This is a genomic window from Terribacillus saccharophilus, from assembly GCF_002272745.1.
In the GTDB taxonomy this organism is placed as follows: domain Bacteria; phylum Bacillota; class Bacilli; order Bacillales; family Amphibacillaceae; genus Terribacillus; species Terribacillus saccharophilus_B.
In genome coordinates, this window is record NZ_NPBD01000007.1 from 988,449 (window position 1) to 1,004,943 (window position 16,495).

Consider the following 16,495-nt stretch of genomic DNA (forward strand, 5'->3'; position numbering starts at 1 on the left):
ATTATTTATTGCGTATAAAAGTAGAAAAAATCAGGAGTTGTTTAGTATGGCAGAGAAGTTCGAAACAGGACAAGTATTGACAGGTAAAGTAACAGGGATCCAGCCTTACGGTGCTTTTGTTGCATTGGATGAGCAGGTTCAAGGATTGGTTCACATTTCCGAGGTGACTCATGGTTTCGTAAAAGATATCAACGAACACCTATCTGTAGGCGATGAAGTTAAAGTTAAAATTCTTGATATCAACGAACAAAGCGGTAAATATTCCCTTTCTATCCGTGCTACAGAAGAAGCACCTGCAAAGCAGCAGCAAGCTAACGTTCAGAAGCAAGCTGTTTCTGAGGATGCTCCAGCAGGATTCAACACGTTGAAAGACAAGCTTCAGGATTGGATCAAACAAACTGAAGGCAAATAATTAGAAAGACCCCCATATTAGGGGGTCTTTTTTTGATTTATCCATTTATGCTTTGGTTGTTGTCGCTTCTTCCACTTCTTTACGCTCTAGGAACAGAGCGGAAATTGACACTAGACCAGCCAAGCCGACAAGACTGTAGATGATCCGTGGGAAAGCAGCCGCCTGACTACCATTACCAAAGATACCTGCAACCAAGTCGTAGTTGAATAAACCGACTAGTCCCCAGTTGATCGCGCCGATAATGACAAGAACAAGAGCGATACGCTGTACCATATTCAACTGCATAACCTCCATTTCATGAAGCGAGATGATAAATCTTTCTTAGCATGCCTTTGTTGACCGATTATATTCCTATAACAATTCTTGATTTACTTGTCCAGTTTCGGTAAAGTTGCTATAGTAAGCAGTTTCAAGGAGGATGAATATGACACACATCGGATTTGATTATAAGAAAGCGTTGCCATATATCGGGGAGCAAGAACTGGATTACCTTGCACCGCTCGTGCAGGCTGCGCATGATCAATTACATAATAAAACAGGTGCCAGCAATGATTTCCTAGGCTGGCTTGAATTGCCGATGGATTACGACAAAGAGGAATTCGCTCGTATCAAACAGGCAGCAGAGAAGATCCAATCTGATTCGGATGTTTTGCTTGTTGTCGGAATCGGCGGTTCTTATCTTGGCGCTCGTGCGGCAATTGAAGCACTGACGCACAGCTTTTTCAACGTACTTTCTAAAGAAGACCGAAAAGCACCACAAGTATTCTTTGTCGGCAATAGCATAAGTGCCCCATATTTGAATCAGCTGCTTGATGCAATTAAGGGTAAAGATGTCAGTGTGAATGTTATATCCAAAAGTGGTACAACAACTGAACCAGCAATTGCCTTCCGTATCTTCAAAAAGTATTTGGAAGAGAAGTACGGAGTCGATGAAGCACGCAAGCGTATTTATGCCACAACGGATAAAGCAAGAGGTGCTTTGAAGACACTTGCCAGCAAAGAAGGGTATGAGTCGTTCGTGATTCCTGATGATGTTGGCGGCCGTTTCTCTGTGCTGACAGCTGTGGGACTATTGCCAATTGCAGCTGCTGGTGTTGATATCGACAGCATCATGTCTGGAGCTCAAAAGGCGCAGGAAGAACTGTCTGTATCTGATCTGAAGGAAAACCCGGCATATCAATACGCAGCTATTCGTAACGTTCTATATAACAAAGGCAAAAATATAGAACTGCTTGTGAACTACGAGCCATCATTGCAATATTTCAGTGAATGGTGGAAACAATTGTTCGGAGAAAGTGAAGGGAAGGATTTGAAAGGATTGTTCCCGGCGTCTGCTAACTTCTCTACAGATTTACATTCCCTTGGTCAATATGTACAGGAAGGCCGCCGCGACTTGTTCGAAACAGTTGTGCTTGTTAAACAGCCGGTCTCTGATGTGACCATAGAAGCGGAAGAGGAAGATCTTGATGGACTGAACTATCTTGCTGGTCAGACAGTTGATCAAGTGAACTACAAAGCGTTCCAGGGTACATTGCTTGCTCATACAGATGGTAACGTACCCAACTTAGTCGTAGAAGTTCCTGCACTGGATCCGTTCAGCTTCGGGTATCTGGTATACTTCTTCGAGAAAGCATGTGCAATCAGCGGATACTTGCTTGGTGTAAATCCGTTTGATCAGCCAGGAGTGGAAGCATATAAGAAGAACATGTTTGCACTGCTTGGCAAGCCAGGGTATGAAGAAGAAAAAGCAAAACTTGAAAAAAGATTATAATAAAAAAATCCCTTCTTGCCTTATTGGTAGAAGGGATTTTTTTATTCGATATGCTGCAAGGTGATGATGCAGTCCTCCTGATGCATCGGTTCCTGGAAGTCTGGGCTCATATCCATGCTTTCTCCTCGCATATATCCGATAGCGGTCTTTTCCTTGCGGGCAAAATACCGACTAGCTTCAAAGAAACTTTTACCAACTAACTCATTAGGTAAAGACATGATTCTGATCTCTTGTTCTTTCAGAAAATGAAGCAGCAGTTCTAGGTGATTTTTCTTTTCTTTGTGATACACTTCGTGGAAAAATAATGTACTTACAAAATCATTTGAACGAATGACGACATCTGCTCCTGCGCGGCGGAGATTTTCCTTTTGGCTATGCGTCAGCACTTCCGCAACGATATGAAGATTCGGATTGTTCCCACGCAAGGCAATCGTTGTCAAAATCGTCATGTAATCAATCTGTTTTTCGTTTTTACCAGCGTTTGCAGTAATGATAGCGGTCTTAGCATGCTTGATATTGGCTTTGATAAGCGTCTTATCCTCAGATGCGTCACCGCGGATGAAGTGTAAAGGATGTTCTCGATAGGGGAGCATAGTCAATGACTGATCTATCAAGACGACAGACTGTTCCGGGTGTTTTTCGTTCAGCTTTCCAAGTAATGTCCTGGCACGCTCATTCCAGCCGATAATGATAATATGATTACTCCCTTTGAATTGGGTAAGTCCTTTAGAAAGATCCTGGGTGTACTTTACAGTTCCAGCAGCAATAGTAGCTAAATAAAAGGTGACAAGTCCTGCACCTGAAAGGATGAGTACAATGGCGAGGATCTTGCCATACAGTGTTTCAGGAATTAAATCACCGTAGCCCACAGTCGAGGCAGTCACAAATGCCCACCAAATACCGTCAAAGTAAGTCGGAAATTGCTTCGGTTCTATCTGATGCATACAGATACCGAATGATATCATTACCACGAGTACAGTAGAGAAAAGGCGAACGAATATAGGAAGGCGGAAATAGAAACGTCGCAGAAACTGTGTGACCATACTATCCCTCCTCATCTTTTTTGTTAGTATATGTATATTCACACGCTTTAAACGAACTGGAGGGGCAGAGATGGATAAAATGACGGCAGCATGGCTGGAAGGATACTTGGAGGAGCCAATCAGACGAGTGAAAAACGTCCATACTGGATGGGATCATGATGTGTATATACTGAATGACAGCTGGGTATTACGAGTCCGCAAAAAAGCTATGACAGTCAACCGGGAAGAGGAGAAGTTACTTAAGGATTTGCAGATCAAAACAAATATTGCGCTGCCGAAATATACCATCTGTATGACTGCGGAGGGTAATGAAGCGATGCTTTACCCATACATACCGGGTCATCCGATTTCTGCAAACATGTCAGATGTATCACTTGAAAATGTCGCGAGTCAGCTAGGAGCCTTTCTCACAAGACTCCACCAACTGGACGTCACCAGTTACAGTTTGCCAAAAAGAGACAAATCATATTATGATGCACTTTATCAAAAAATAAGAAGCTTTTATCCAGAATTACCTGCTTTCATCATTCATCACACGGAGAGATTGTTTGCTGAACTGCAGCCAGATTGTACAGCTGTTGTCCATGGAGATTTAAGGTCAGCGCATATATTGTGGGAGGAATCGACTTCTCAGGTCGGAATAATCGATTTCAGTGATATGCATGTAGGTGATCCAGCCATTGATTTTGCTGGAATCAGACAGATAAGCTCGGATTTCTTGAAACAAGTACTGTGTAATTATGAAGCTGCCGATAAGGAAGCAATCTTTCAGCGAGCAGACCAACTAGCAAAATTAGTACTGTATTATGAGCTGATTGAATATGGACCAAGCTGCAAGCTGGCAGCCGAAATGGAGCGCCAATTTATGTGATATGGAAGAGGTGTGACACATTTCTTGCTGTGTAAAATCTGCTAAACAAAAAAACATCCGTAATGGATGTTTTTATGCTTCTTCAAGGCCTCTTTTCAGACTTGCATAAACGCGCTGCCAGAAGTCTGTATTGTCACGATATGATTTTGTAATGAAAGTGAGCATCTGGTTACGTTTTTCCTCATATTCAGGTGCATCCTTATCTGGAAGATTGCTGAATGATTCATCGATATACACTTGCAGTTCAGGAGCGCGCGGACCCCATTTCGCAACTTCATCACCATTTTGGTTGATAAAGATGATGATCGGAATGGAACGGCTTTTCCCATTAGTCAGATATTGATCCATAAGTTCCAAGTTCTCATCACGATGAAGGATGCGGACATCAATTGCTCCAGCCTGTGCGATGTGATAAAAAATCGGCAGATTCAGCATGGCATCTCCGCACCAGTCTTCTGTCAATACGATAGCACGCAGTTTCTGAGTACGCAGTGTGTTGAAAAATTCAGTATCAGCTGGAAGCTCGTAATGATCGTAGATATGCATAGTATTTTCTTTATGAGTTTGCATGGAATCCAAATATGCGTCGATATTTATTCCTTTTTCAAACCATTCGTTTAATGTCGTCATGTGTCTCATCCTTTCTGATGTTTAGTTTACCCGAGCGGTAGGATAAACTAAACAAATAAGCCTCTGTTTATGCTACAGTGATAAAAGACTACATATAAAGGCGGAATACATATGCAACTAGATAATCAGGAATTTTTAATGGAATTACTACGGACGGCATCTCCGTCCAGCTATGAAATGGATATACAAAAAAAGTGGATGAAGGAATATGCTCCATACGCAGATGAGATGCGTACTGATGTGTCAGGTAATGCTATTGCAGTCGTAAATCCAGATGCAGAGTTCAAAGTTCTTCTTGCTGGGCATTGTGATGAAATCGCAATGGTCGTCACCGGAATTGACGCGAATGGTTTCCTGCAGATTGATGAAATGGGACGCTTTAATGCAAAAGCAGCATTGGGTATGACTGTACAGGTCCTAGGTTATAACAAGACGATCCCGGGTGTAGTCGGTGTGAATGCGATGCATCTAGGAGGAGTGAAGGGTGACTTTGAACTGCCGGATCTGTATATTGATTGCGGAGCAAAGTCCAAACAGGAAATGGAGCAATACGTACAAGTGGGTGACTTAATCGTCTACCAACGGCAGCCATCAGTGCTGATGGATCGTTATTTGACTGGACGAGGTTTGGATAACCGTACAGGTTCATTCATCGTAGGAGAAGTTGTCCGCCGGCTTAAGAAAGAGAATGTTAATGTTGGCGTATATGCAGTCAGCACAGTGAACGAAGAAACAAATATGGGTGGAGCGTATTTCGCAGCAGCTGGTATTCAGCCAGATTTAGCGATTGCATGTGACGTTACATTTGCAACTGATCATCCAGGTGTCAACAAACGGAAAGCAGTGGACGTTAGCTTGGACGGAGGTCCTGTGTTGGCTAAAGGTGCACCGATCAACCGAAAAGCGAATATCTTGCTGGAGCAAGCAGCGAAGGAACTAGACATTCCGCTGCAATATGAACTGACACCAAGGGCTACTGGAACCGATGCCGATAAGATGCGTTATTCAGGTAAAGGTGTATCGACAGCGCTAGTATCCTTGCCGCTTCGCTATATGCACTCCCCGGTAGAAACTGTCAGTCTGGAGGTGATTCAGCAGGAGATTGATCTTTTGGTAAAATTCCTGGCAAACCTGACAGGCGAAGAAAGCTTGAATCCATTGGATCTATAAGCATAAGGGTTGCAAATGCACAGAAAGCAGTTATAATATAATAACAAAACTAAATCGATTCTATCTTCGGGGCAGGGTGCAATTCCCGACCGACGGTGACAGCAAGGAAAACAATGCTGAAGTCCGTGACCCGCAGAACTTAGTTCTGCGGCTGATCCGGTGCAAGTCCGGGACCGACAGTGAAAGTCTGGATGGGAGAAGATACGAAGCAGAAGAGGGATGCCGAACGGGCTATCCTTGTTTCCATACGATATTCGTATGTATAACATCTTCATGCTTATTTGCGTATATTCCAAGCCCCAGAGCGTTATGCTCCGGGGCTTTTTAACGTAGATAGGCTGCTTCCCCTTCATCAAGAGTTAGAATCGATAAACAAGATGAAGGAGGAGAACGATTATGCGTTCATCCAAGTTAACAAAATCAATCACTTTCGCTTTACTGGGAGCGATCAGCATGGTGCTTATGCTGCTAAATTTCCCGCTTCCATTCTTGCCGCCTTACTTGAAGATAGACTTCAGTGAGATTCCAGTACTAATTGCAGCACTGCTGTTTTCACCGCTTGCAGGTGTTGCTGTCGAAGCGATCAAGAACTTATTATATCTTATCTTTACAGGAGCTGGAGACCCGGTAGGTGTCGTAGCGAATTTCCTGGCAGGCATGCTTTTCGTAATGCCGGTTGCATACTTTTATCATAAATTTAAAGCAGGCAAAAAAACACTCGTGTCAGGATTGGCTACAGGTACAGTTACCATGGCTGTCGGAATGGGTGTACTAAATTATTTTGTTGTCCTGCCATTATATAGCATTTTCCTGGGTTCTCCTGTCCTAAGCGCTGATGCGAAATGGGCAGCAGTCGTTGCTGGTATCCTGCCATTCAACCTTTTGAAAGGTATCATCATAGCAATCGTCTTCGTACCGCTATTTGCAAAACTGAAACCTTGGTTCGCGAAACGCAAAAGAACAGCTGCAGCATAAGAAAAGCTCCCGATTCGGGAGCTTTTTTATATGACTAAAAAACAGTTGTTGCAAAGTAAGATAGTCCATGCTACAATATTCTAGCGATGAGCTGAATTGCATAAGTCGGTAAAGCGCGTCTTAGACACGTGTGGATGTGGCCACATGGCTTTACACGCCGCAATCAACAAAGGCACCCTGCGAGGGTGCCTTTTCTTATGCACTTTTTTAAGCTCTTCTTGCTTCTTCAACTTCAGCTTGTTCTTCTACAAGCAAACGGGCAGTAGGTTCAGCCTTTAGCCGTTCCTCTGGAATAGGTTCGCCGGATTTCTCGCTTACTCCATAAGTGCCTTCTTCAATTCGATCTAGTGCATCCTCAATATCGCGAAGACGTTCGCGTGCTGCTTCTTTTAGTGTTTCAGCTGTTTCGCGATCATGCATTTCTGTGCCAAGGTCGCCTGGATGATTGACAATTGTCGAAAGCTCGCCAGTAGAATCATTAGGGAATTCTTTAGCGCTGTTATAACTATCGTTTCCTTTAATTTGTTCCTCTGCTTCTTCCTTCATCGCAAGCAATTGATTACGGAAATAATCCAATTTATTTTTATCCATTTTCAATCCATCTCCTTTATTGCCTTCTCGTTTTAACGGCCAGCGTACAGCGGGCGATACAGAGCAGGTCCTCATTCTCATCAGAAATGGATATTTGCCATACCATCGTCGATTTTCCAACATGAATCGGAGAAGCGACTGCAGTTACGATGCCAGATCGAACACTGCGAATATGGTTTGCGTTGATCTCCAGGCCAAACACGTTCTGTGTTGCGGGATCTGCATGCAGGTTGCCTCCGATACTTGCAGCTGTTTCTGCCAGAGCTACGCTGGCACCGCCGTGCAAGAAACCCATTGGTTGTCTGTTATGCGGTCCGACAGGCATCTCCATCACAACCTGATCCTTATTTGCTTCGACCACCCGCATTTGCAGCTGCTCCATTAATGTATTTGAGAAGTTCATAATAGTAACCTGCTTTCTGTATGTAATGTATTTCCCGTACTAGTATGTATTAAACCTATATAAAAAAGCGGGCTGGATGCCCGCTTCTAAAGTTAGAATGAAAGTGGTACGAATTGCTGGATCAGTAAAGCGATCACAAGCAAAAGACCATAAATCGTATTTGTTTGTCCTGTTGCCTTCATCGCAGGCATCATCTCAAGCGGCATTGTCTTGCCAATGAAACCACGGTAAGCATCACGAGCTTTCTTAATACTCAAGAATGTGATGGCCGCCCAAATTGGAAGTAATCCTACAGCGATGAATACAGCAGTGATTACATAGCTGGCAATAAAACAAATCCCAAGGAAGGTAACACCTTTTTTACGGCCAAGCAGAATAGCAACTGTTCTTCTGCCGTTTACTTTGTCACCGTCATGGTCGCGCAGGTTATTGGCGAAATTGATACACGCAATGAAGATAGTCACTGGAATACTGATCAATACGACATTACCGGTAAGTGTTAATGTCTGGATGTAATACGTGATGCAAATGATTATGGCACCCATGAAAACTCCAGATGTTAATTCCCCAAAAGGTGTATAGGAAATCGGATAAGGACCTCCTGTATACAAATAACCGCAAAGCATACATGCTAGTCCAATTAATGCGATATACCAGCTGGATTCCATGCAAATATAAACGCCTAATAGCATGCTGATAGCATAGAAAGTCAATGCTAGTGACAAAACGGTTTTCGGCTTGATACCGTCGCGTACGATCGTACCGCCAATTCCAACAGACTGCTCATTATCCAGTCCGCGGACAAAGTCATAGTACTCATTGAACATATTCGTCGCACATTGGATCAGCATACATGCAAGCAGCATAGCTCCGAAAAGGAGCCAGTTGATCTTGCCATCCAATGCAGCGAGCATCGTTCCTATAAAGACAGGCACGAAGGAAGCTGTCAAAGTATGAGGACGCATCAGGCGCCACCAAATTTGGAAGCCTTCGCGCTCATTAAGTGCTTGTCGCACGTTATCGTTCCCGATAGATTGCATAATACTTTCTCTCCTTAAAAATGCAGGGCATTATATCATATTAATTTTAGGGAAACAAAGATAGCCTGTCAACGTTAATTGCTTACTTAAAATAAGTTATCAAGTGCTACTCCTTGTTTATCGGCGAAAAAGGGAATAGAATAGGGAAGGACATCAGAAAATGAACGTAAATGAACTTTAATTGTCCTTGCAGTAATGTGGAGGTCGGAAAATATGATTCAACAATATAAGACAGATTTCGAGTCTTTTCTTCGTAAAGCTGCTGATAAGCAGAAACAGCAAATACTGGTCAGCTGGACTGAGAAAGTCGGAGCGATAGATCCTCTCCGTTTCTTTGCTAATGGTTCTTCTTTAGAAGGAAACCGCCATTTCTGGTACAGCCAAAAAGATGATCTTTACTTGGTTGGTGCAGGACCGGCAATATTGGATATGCGTACTGCTGATGAATGGGAGTATGTTATAGAAAGTGCAGTTGTTCACAATCTTTCTTTGAGAGCTGGAACAGGCCCTGTTGCTTTCAGTGGAATGAACTTTCAGCAGGAGCGTGAACGTGAACTGTGGCAGGACTTTCCTGATACACAATATCGCATACCTGCTTTTACTTTGACCAAAACGGAGAAAGAATATTATGTAACAATCAATCAGTTAGTGGATGGTTCGAATATAGAGAGTCAAATCACTAGTATATTTGGGCAGCTCGAGCAGCTGTTCGCTGAAAAAGATTTTCCTTCGCTGCAGACGGAGCTCATTAGTAAGGAAGAGCTGGAGTCACAAGCGTGGAAGCGATTAGTAAAAGAAGCAACGGACACAATAAAGTCGACTGAATTGGATAAAGTCGTGCTGGCACGGGCAATGAAACTTGAATTTGAAGAGAGGCTTCACGCAGCTGGTGTGCTGCGGAATTTGCTGGATACCCAAAAGGACAGTTTTATTTTTGCTGTCGAAAATGGCTCATCGTGTTTCCTTGGGGCAACGCCGGAGCGTCTAGTGCGTGTTGAGTCTGGCATACTGCATACAAGCTGTGTCGCAGGAACTGCTCCGCGCGGTAAGAACGAGACAGACGATCAAATTATCGGAGATGCGCTGTTACAAGATAGTAAAAATCGTGAAGAACATCAATACGTTGTAAAAATGATTACAGATGTAATCAGTAAATACAGCAAGGACTTACTTCTGCCTGATGGACCACAGCTATTGAAACTACGGCAGCTTCAGCACTTGCATACTCCGGTTTCTGCCACACTCTTGCCTGGAGCTTCTCTGCAGCAGATTGTACAGGAACTGCATCCAACACCTGCGTTAGGCGGTTTGCCTAAGCAGGAAGCTTTGGATTTCATTGAACAAAAAGAACCGCTTGAACGAGGCTGGTACGGTGCGCCGGTAGGCTGGATGGACAGCTATCGTAATGGTGATACTGCCGTTGCCATCCGTTCTGGTTTGCTGGACGGGAAGCAGGCTGTGTTGTTTGCAGGCTGCGGTGTCGTGAAGGATTCGGATCCAGATATGGAATTCGAAGAGACGGCAATCAAATTCCGTCCAATGCTGGAAGCTTTGGAGGTATCAGAATGAGTCATATAGAAACATTGACCAAATATGTCGGACATTTTGTGGATGCACTTTGGCGAAACGGTGTGGAGCAGGTCGTAATTTCACCTGGATCTCGTTCCACTCCGCTAGCCCTTATGATGACAGAGCATCCGCAAATGAAACAATGGGTGAATTTGGATGAGCGATCTGCTGCATTCTTTGCGCTTGGTCTTGCGAAGGAAAGTCAAAAACCAGTGGCGCTTGTTTGTACATCAGGAACTGCAGCAGCGAACTATATGCCTGCTGTTGTCGAGGCTTTTTACAGTCGCATCCCTTTGATTCTTTTGACAGCCGATCGCCCGCATGAACTGCGGGATGTAGGTGCGCCGCAAGCCATCAATCAAATTCAGATGTACGGCGGCTTCGTCAAATGGTTCCATGAGATGATGCTTCCGGAAGCGAATCCGGCAGCACTGCGATATGTACAGCAGCAAGCAAGCAGAGCGATGCAGCAGGCGTTGGAAGGAAATCCAGGCCCAGTGCATCTCAATTTTCCGTTTCGGGAGCCGCTTACGCCTGATTTTACCATTGAGAATATTTGGTCCTCAGGAGAAAACGCAGCAAAGCCTGCTTTATATGGTTCAGCACAATTGGATGCAAACCATGTACAGCAGCTTGTCGAAATTCTTGAAACCTCTAAAAAAGGCTTGATCGTAGTCGGCCCTCAGGAGGATAAGGAATTTGCGAATGCAGTTGTTCACTTTGCAGAGAAGTGGCAGCTGCCAATATTGGCAGATCCGTTATCACAATTGCGAAGTGGAGCACATGTGAAGGATGTTATTATTGAAACATATGATACGATCCTAAAATCGGAATCTGTGCGTTCGAAACTGCAGCCGGACTTTATTATTCGGTTTGGCGCAATGCCTGTTTCCAAACCGTATCTATTTCTTATGAAAGAATATACCGGCAATAAACATATTGTCGTAGAGAAACACGCAGGCTATCGTGAACCAGTCGGTGTGGACACACAATTTATCTATGCTGATCCGACTATGCTTTGCGAGTCGCTAGCATCAATTCCTGTCACTAAGCCAGAAACATGGCTGCCAACATGGCAGGAAATGAACCGAATTGCCCAAGAAGTATTGCATGATGATATAGAAAGTAAAGAGCTGACTGAGGGAATAGCTGTACAGGACATGCTTCGTGAAACACCGGAAGACAGTAATGTATTCGTTGGTAACAGTATGCCTATCCGCGATTTGGATAGCTTCTTCTTTGCAACAGATAAACAAATCCAGCCATGGTGCAACCGTGGAACAAATGGAATCGATGGTGTTGTTTCAACAGCACTGGGTGTTGCAGCCGGCGGTAAACGCACCACACTCGTAATCGGAGATCTTTCCTTCTATCACGATATGAACGGGCTGATGCTAGGCCGCAACTACGGCCTCGATCTCACTATTATTGTGATCAATAACAATGGAGGAGGCATTTTCTCCTTCCTGCCGCAAGCCCAAGAGGCAGCTCATTTCGAGGCTCTTTTCGGTACTCCAACGAACTTGGATTTCGCGCATACAGCTGGACTATATCAGCTGCCTTATACACTGGCAGATAATCGTACAGCATTTTCCGATGCTTTGCAGGAAAGTTATAATAGAAAAGGAATGCATATCATTGAGGTGCGTACCGAGCGGGATGCTAATGTCAGCTGGCACCGTGAAAAATGGCAGAAAGCCGAGAGGCAGCTGCTAGATTATTTGGATGCTAGTCATGCCTAAGTTTCACTTTATCGAAAGTGGTAGTGCTAATGCGTCAGATACACTCCTGCTGTTTCATGGATTTACTGGCACTCATCAAACGTGGTTGCCTTTCCTGGAATCGTGGAGTGAAAAACATCACGTAATTGCTGTAGATATGCCAGGTCATGGTCAGACAGCAATTCAGGATGATCTGACCATGAACCGCTTCACGGATGCTGTTGCTGAATTTCTGGATCAACATGGAATTACTGACGTCAAGCTGCTCGGGTATTCAATGGGAGGAAGAGCAGCTCTTGCATTTGCTTGCCGCTATCCTGATAGAATAAGTGAGATGCTGCTGGAAAGTGCATCACCCGGGTTGCGATCAGAAGAGGAAAGGCTGGCCAGGCAAATGCAGGATGAACGTCTGGCCAGGCGGCTTGAGACGGATGGTCTGGTGCAGTTTATTGACTTCTGGGAAAACATCCCGCTGTTTGACACGCAAAAAAACTTGCCGGAGTTTATCCAGCAGATCATTAGGGAAGAACGCTTATCGCAGCAAGCGACCGGTTTGGCGAGTTCACTCCGGACTATAGGAACGGGCAAACAAGACTCCTATTGGGACGAGCTGTCCTATTTGGATAAACCAGTAATTTTAGTTGCAGGATCATTGGATCATAAATTCGTCGGTATCAATCAGGAGATGGAAAAACGGCTGCCAGCAGCAGAATTACACATCGTTGCGACAGCCGGTCACTGTGTCCATGTTGAACAACCGCGAATCTTTGATAAAATAGTAAGAAGATACTTGCTTCATAATGAAGCGGATATATTGGAGGAATCATAATGGCAATTACATGGGAAGCTACTCGTACATACGAAGATATTTTGTACGAAGAATACAATCAGATCGCAAAAATTTCGATCAACCGTCCGGAAGTTCGCAATGCGTTCCGTCCGCAAACGGTAAATGAACTGATCGATGCGTTTACATACGCTCGTGACGACTCTAACATCGGTGTTATCGTGCTTGCTGGTGTCGGCGATAAAGCATTCTGTTCCGGCGGTGACCAAAAAGTACGCGGTCATGGCGGCTATGTGGGAGAAGACCAAATTCCTCGCTTGAATGTACTTGACTTACAGCGTTTAATTCGCGTAATCCCTAAACCAGTTGTTGCGGAAGTATCTGGTTATGCAATTGGCGGCGGACATGTTCTTCATGTAGTCTGTGACTTGACTATTGCTGCTGATAACGCAATCTTCGGCCAAACAGGTCCGCGTGTCGGAAGCTTCGATGCTGGATACGGTGCTGGTCTTCTAGCGCGTAATATCGGTCAGAAGAAAGCTCGCGAAATTTGGTTCCTATGCCGTCAGTACAATGCACAAGAAGCATTGGATATGGGCCTAGTCAATACAGTCGTTCCATTGGATCAGCTAGAAGCAGAAACAGTTAAATGGTGTGAAGAGATGCTTTCCATGTCTCCAACAGCATTGCGTTTCTTGAAAGCTTCTCTTAATGCGGATACAGATGGACTTGCTGGTTTGCAGCAAATGGGCGGAGACGCAACATTGCTTTACTATACAACGGATGAAGCGAAGGAAGGCCGTGATGCGTTCAAGGAAAAACGCACACCTGACTTCAAGAAATTCCCGCGTTTCCCTTAATAGATACCATCAAGAACCTTTGCAGCATTTTGCAAAGGTTCTTCTTTATGACAGAAAGGAATGGATAACATGACGGAAATCATCCCGCATTGGCTGCAGAAGCAGGCCGATCTCAGTCCAGGACGCTTGGCTTTAGAGACGCCGGAGGGCAAGAAAATCACATTCGGTGACTTGCATAAAGCAGTCGATATCCAGTCTCGTAAGCTCGCTTCTCTAGGTGTTCAACAAGGATCCCGGGTAGCTGTGCTATCCCATAACAGCGTGGAGATGGTGGTGCTTGTCCATGCGCTGAGCTATATCGGAGCAACTTTGATCCTGCTTAATACGAGACTGACAGCGTCTGAATGGTCCTTCCAGCTGCAAGATAGTGAAGCAAATTTACTGCTCACAGCAGCAAGATTCGAGAAACAGGCGAAGGATACTGGTGTACCTTTACAGACAATCGAGATGCTGCACGAGCAGCCTGAAAAGGAGTATACCTGCTGTACAGAGCTTCGATTAGATGATGTGTTCAGTATCATCTATACTTCCGGCACAACCGGCAATCCGAAAGGTGTCGAGCATACATTCGGCAACCACTGGTGGAGTGCAATTGGTTCTGCCCTGAATCTTGGCCTTTCCCAGGAGGATAAGTGGCTGTCTCCTCTGCCGATGTTTCATGTGGGTGGGTTATCGACCATTTTCAAAAGCGCCATTTACGGAATGCCTCTATACGTGACCGAGAGCTTTAATGAAAAAGTTGTACAGACAGCGATCATAGAGCGTGGTGTGACGATCGTCTCTGTGGTGACGGTCATGTTACAGCGTTTGTTACGGCTGCAGGAGGAAGACGGTGTCACATATCCCGAGAAGTTCCGCTGCATGCTTTTAGGAGGAGGACCTGCTCCGCTCCATCTGCTGGAAGAGTCAAAGGCACGTGCTATTCCTGTATTTCAATCGTATGGGATGACTGAAACTGCGTCACAAATAGTTACATTAAGCCCTGAGGATAGCATTCGCAAGCTAGGATCCGCCGGAAAAGCGCTTGTTCCTGCCCAGCTGCGGATCATGACCGAAACTGGTTTTGCCAAGCCAAAGGAGCCCGGGGAGATTCAAGTGAAAGGTCCAATGATCACTAAAGGATATTATCGGAATCCAAACGCAACAGAGGGAGCTTTCCGAGAAGGCTGGCTGGCGACAGGAGATGTTGGTTACATAGACCAAGATGGTTACTTGTATGTGCTTGACCGCAGGAAGGATCTGATCATTTCCGGCGGTGAAAATATCTATCCTGCTGAAGTGGAAGGCGTATTAACGAGTCATCCAACTATAAAAGATGCAGCTGTTATCGGAAAAACTGATACAAAATGGGGCGCCGTACCTGTAGCATTCCTTGTGAAAAATGCAGAAGTGAGTGTCGAAGAATTACAGGCGTATTGCCAGGGAAAACTTGCCCGCTATAAAATTCCAAAATACTGGTACTGGGTGGATGAGCTTCCGCGTAACGCCAGTAATAAACTAATGCGCTATAAGCTGCAGCAGCTGCTTGATGAGGGTAGTGAGTGATGGAACTAAAAAGCTATCGTCTATTCCGATACACGCTGCCGCTTAAACAGACCTTTACGACACATGCTGGTGCGCTGAACGAAAGAGAAGGAATCATCGTCGAGCTGCAGGATAAATATGGGCATTCTGGCTTTGGCGAAGGAGTTGCTTTTGCTGTTCCTTTTTATACAAGCGAAACAGTAGCATCCAGCTGGATTTTGCTGCAGGAAACATTACTTCCGCTTCTTTTTGCTAAAAAAGTAAATCACCCGACAGAGGTTCCGCAGCTGTTTGCCGGCATCGTAGGCAACCAAATGGCCAAGGCTGCTGTAGAAGGGGCATTATGGGATTTATACGCGAAGCAGCAGGGCAAGAGCCTTGCTGCTTGTATTGGCGGTACAAGAACGAAAGCGAAGGCAGGGGCGGTCATAAGTCTATCTGATGATCTGGAGCAAACAATTGAAATGATACGCAGCCAGGGCTTTGAGCGTGCCAAGCTGAAAGTGACAAAATATAACGAGCGCAGAGCTATTGAACTGGTCAAGGAAATTGATCCAGAACTGCCGCTCATGATCGACGGGAATGGCATGTACAAGGAAGAGGATATTTCCCTGCTTGCTGAATTGGACAGCTTGAACCTGCAGATGATTGAACAGCCGTTTCTTTCAGGGGATATTGTTTTGCATCAACGCTTGCAACAGCGAATGAACACACCTATTTGTCTTGATGAAACAGTGGAGAGCTTTTCGGATGCTTGGCAGGCTCTCGAGATAGGAGCATGCAGGACTATTAATATCAAGATTGGAAGGGTAGGTGGCTTGACGGAAGCAGTCCGAATACACAATTTGTGCCAGGAAGCTGGCTTAGCTGTTTGGTGTGGAGGAATGGTGGAAACAGGTATATCGAAGGCACATAATCTGGCGCTTGCTTCTTTGCCTGGGTTTTCAATCCCTGGTGATTTGTCTGGATCTGACCGTTATTTTAATCGTGACTTGCTCATCAATCCGCTGAGAGTGGAACAAGGAAGCATCCAAATACCAGATGGACCAGGTATCGGGGTGGAGGTAGATATGGAATATTTACAGTATGTATCCAGTGAGGTATCAGCAGGATAATAGGTGTCAAATG

17 protein-coding genes and 1 riboswitch are annotated in these 16,495 nt (G+C 44.8%); of the genes, 11 read left to right on the forward strand and 6 right to left on the reverse strand.

What is annotated here, in order from left to right; genetic code table 11:
- The first annotated feature begins 46 nt into the window (after positions 1-46).
- A complete protein-coding gene (gene yugI / locus CHH58_RS12030; protein WP_038565003.1) occupies positions 47-412 on the forward strand; it encodes a S1 domain-containing post-transcriptional regulator GSP13 in 366 nt (121 codons plus the stop codon).
- A 45-nt stretch (positions 413-457) separates the two neighbouring features.
- On the opposite strand, the gene CHH58_RS12035 is transcribed toward yugI, so the two are convergent.
- Complete coding sequence (locus CHH58_RS12035) at positions 458-691, reverse strand: DUF378 domain-containing protein (RefSeq protein ID WP_038565006.1); 234 nt, start codon at positions 689-691, stop codon at positions 458-460.
- Between the two features lie 145 nt (positions 692-836).
- Here CHH58_RS12035 and CHH58_RS12040 point away from each other — a divergent pair, with 145 nt between their 5' ends.
- A complete protein-coding gene (locus tag CHH58_RS12040; RefSeq protein ID WP_095262560.1) occupies positions 837-2,183 on the forward strand; it encodes a glucose-6-phosphate isomerase in 1,347 nt (448 codons plus the stop codon).
- A gap of 41 nt (positions 2,184-2,224) precedes the next feature.
- Here CHH58_RS12040 and CHH58_RS12045 read toward each other — a convergent pair whose 3' ends face one another.
- On the reverse strand, positions 2,225-3,226 hold the full coding sequence (locus tag CHH58_RS12045) for a potassium channel family protein (RefSeq protein ID WP_170937607.1): 1,002 nt from the start codon (positions 3,224-3,226) through the stop codon (positions 2,225-2,227).
- A gap of 70 nt (positions 3,227-3,296) precedes the next feature.
- Here CHH58_RS12045 and CHH58_RS12050 point away from each other — a divergent pair, with 70 nt between their 5' ends.
- Positions 3,297-4,097: a phosphotransferase family protein gene (locus tag CHH58_RS12050; RefSeq protein ID WP_095262561.1), complete on the forward strand. Its 801-nt coding sequence runs from the start codon at positions 3,297-3,299 to the stop codon at positions 4,095-4,097.
- Positions 4,098-4,169: 72 nt separating this feature from the next.
- Here CHH58_RS12050 and CHH58_RS12055 read toward each other — a convergent pair whose 3' ends face one another.
- Positions 4,170-4,727 (reverse strand): thioredoxin family protein, encoded by a 558-nt coding sequence (locus tag CHH58_RS12055; RefSeq protein ID WP_095229487.1) that lies wholly within the window; start codon positions 4,725-4,727, stop codon positions 4,170-4,172.
- 111 nt (positions 4,728-4,838) lie between these two features.
- On the opposite strand from CHH58_RS12055, the gene CHH58_RS12060 reads away from it, so the two are divergent.
- Together CHH58_RS12060 and CHH58_RS12065 are read left to right on the forward strand one after the other, a co-directional pair.
- Positions 4,839-5,897: a M20/M25/M40 family metallo-hydrolase gene (locus CHH58_RS12060; RefSeq protein WP_095229489.1), complete on the forward strand. Its 1,059-nt coding sequence runs from the start codon at positions 4,839-4,841 to the stop codon at positions 5,895-5,897.
- A gap of 58 nt (positions 5,898-5,955) precedes the next feature.
- A riboswitch (FMN riboswitch) is annotated at positions 5,956-6,104 on the forward strand.
- Positions 6,105-6,293: 189 nt separating this feature from the next.
- On the forward strand, positions 6,294-6,872 hold the full coding sequence (locus CHH58_RS12065; RefSeq protein ID WP_095218297.1) for an ECF transporter S component: 579 nt from the start codon (positions 6,294-6,296) through the stop codon (positions 6,870-6,872).
- A gap of 207 nt (positions 6,873-7,079) precedes the next feature.
- Here the strand turns inward: CHH58_RS12065 and CHH58_RS12070 are convergent, their stop codons facing one another.
- The 3 genes from CHH58_RS12070 to CHH58_RS12080 all read right to left on the reverse strand — a co-directional run bounded on the left by CHH58_RS12070 (position 7,080) and on the right by CHH58_RS12080 (position 8,906).
- Positions 7,080-7,463, reverse strand: a complete 384-nt coding sequence (locus CHH58_RS12070; protein ID WP_095224296.1) for a TraR/DksA C4-type zinc finger protein — start codon at positions 7,461-7,463, stop codon at positions 7,080-7,082.
- A 16-nt stretch (positions 7,464-7,479) separates the two neighbouring features.
- Positions 7,480-7,866 (reverse strand): hotdog fold thioesterase, encoded by a 387-nt coding sequence (locus CHH58_RS12075; protein ID WP_095229493.1) that lies wholly within the window; start codon positions 7,864-7,866, stop codon positions 7,480-7,482.
- 92 nt (positions 7,867-7,958) lie between these two features.
- On the reverse strand, positions 7,959-8,906 hold the full coding sequence (locus CHH58_RS12080; protein WP_095229495.1) for a 1,4-dihydroxy-2-naphthoate polyprenyltransferase: 948 nt from the start codon (positions 8,904-8,906) through the stop codon (positions 7,959-7,961).
- Between the two features lie 213 nt (positions 8,907-9,119).
- Between CHH58_RS12080 and CHH58_RS12085 the strand changes: the two genes are divergently transcribed.
- The 6 genes from CHH58_RS12085 (at position 9,120) to menC (ending at position 16,482) form a co-directional block, all read left to right on the forward strand.
- Complete coding sequence (locus CHH58_RS12085; RefSeq protein WP_170937608.1) at positions 9,120-10,475, forward strand: isochorismate synthase; 1,356 nt, start codon at positions 9,120-9,122, stop codon at positions 10,473-10,475.
- Positions 10,472-12,217, forward strand: coding sequence for a 2-succinyl-5-enolpyruvyl-6-hydroxy-3-cyclohexene-1-carboxylic-acid synthase (menD, locus tag CHH58_RS12090; RefSeq protein WP_095262562.1), 1,746 nt, complete (start codon positions 10,472-10,474; stop codon positions 12,215-12,217). Before CHH58_RS12085 ends, menD begins: the two co-directional genes overlap by 4 nt.
- Positions 12,210-13,025, forward strand: coding sequence for a 2-succinyl-6-hydroxy-2,4-cyclohexadiene-1-carboxylate synthase (gene menH / locus CHH58_RS12095; RefSeq protein WP_249275117.1), 816 nt, complete (start codon positions 12,210-12,212; stop codon positions 13,023-13,025). Before menD ends, menH begins: the two co-directional genes overlap by 8 nt.
- Positions 13,025-13,843 carry a 1,4-dihydroxy-2-naphthoyl-CoA synthase gene (menB, locus tag CHH58_RS12100; protein WP_038565044.1) on the forward strand — a complete coding sequence of 273 codons (819 nt, stop codon included), beginning with the start codon at positions 13,025-13,027 and terminating at the stop codon, positions 13,841-13,843. Before menH ends, menB begins: the two co-directional genes overlap by 1 nt.
- Positions 13,844-13,912: 69 nt before the next feature.
- A complete protein-coding gene (locus tag CHH58_RS12105; RefSeq protein WP_095262564.1) occupies positions 13,913-15,388 on the forward strand; it encodes an o-succinylbenzoate--CoA ligase in 1,476 nt (491 codons plus the stop codon).
- On the forward strand, positions 15,388-16,482 hold the full coding sequence (gene menC / locus CHH58_RS12110; protein ID WP_095229505.1) for an o-succinylbenzoate synthase: 1,095 nt from the start codon (positions 15,388-15,390) through the stop codon (positions 16,480-16,482). The genes CHH58_RS12105 and menC overlap by 1 nt, the downstream gene beginning before the upstream one ends.
- Positions 16,483-16,495 lie beyond the last annotated feature (13 nt).

Excerpts from the sequence above, each read along its gene's own strand:
- CHH58_RS12075 (WP_095229493.1), bottom strand. The coding sequence starts at position 7,866 with ATGAACTTCTCAAATACATTAATGGAGCAGCTGCAAATGCGGGTGGTC.
- CHH58_RS12070 (WP_095224296.1), bottom strand. The coding sequence starts at position 7,463 with ATGGATAAAAATAAATTGGATTATTTCCGTAATCAATTGCTTGCGATG.
- CHH58_RS12060 (WP_095229489.1), top strand. The coding sequence starts at position 4,839 with ATGCAACTAGATAATCAGGAATTTTTAATGGAATTACTACGGACGGCA.
- menH (WP_249275117.1), top strand. The coding sequence starts at position 12,210 with ATGCCTAAGTTTCACTTTATCGAAAGTGGTAGTGCTAATGCGTCAGAT.
- CHH58_RS12050 (WP_095262561.1), top strand. The coding sequence starts at position 3,297 with ATGGATAAAATGACGGCAGCATGGCTGGAAGGATACTTGGAGGAGCCA.
- yugI (WP_038565003.1), top strand. The coding sequence starts at position 47 with ATGGCAGAGAAGTTCGAAACAGGACAAGTATTGACAGGTAAAGTAACA.
- CHH58_RS12085 (WP_170937608.1), top strand. The coding sequence starts at position 9,120 with ATGATTCAACAATATAAGACAGATTTCGAGTCTTTTCTTCGTAAAGCT.
- CHH58_RS12055 (WP_095229487.1), bottom strand. The coding sequence starts at position 4,727 with ATGACGACATTAAACGAATGGTTTGAAAAAGGAATAAATATCGACGCA.
- CHH58_RS12080 (WP_095229495.1), bottom strand. The coding sequence starts at position 8,906 with ATGCAATCTATCGGGAACGATAACGTGCGACAAGCACTTAATGAGCGC.
- menB (WP_038565044.1), top strand. The coding sequence starts at position 13,025 with ATGGCAATTACATGGGAAGCTACTCGTACATACGAAGATATTTTGTAC.
- CHH58_RS12065 (WP_095218297.1), top strand. The coding sequence starts at position 6,294 with ATGCGTTCATCCAAGTTAACAAAATCAATCACTTTCGCTTTACTGGGA.
- CHH58_RS12045 (WP_170937607.1), bottom strand. The coding sequence starts at position 3,226 with ATGGTCACACAGTTTCTGCGACGTTTCTATTTCCGCCTTCCTATATTC.
- menD (WP_095262562.1), top strand. The coding sequence starts at position 10,472 with ATGAGTCATATAGAAACATTGACCAAATATGTCGGACATTTTGTGGAT.
- CHH58_RS12105 (WP_095262564.1), top strand. The coding sequence starts at position 13,913 with ATGACGGAAATCATCCCGCATTGGCTGCAGAAGCAGGCCGATCTCAGT.
- menC (WP_095229505.1), top strand. The coding sequence starts at position 15,388 with ATGGAACTAAAAAGCTATCGTCTATTCCGATACACGCTGCCGCTTAAA.
- CHH58_RS12040 (WP_095262560.1), top strand. The coding sequence starts at position 837 with ATGACACACATCGGATTTGATTATAAGAAAGCGTTGCCATATATCGGG.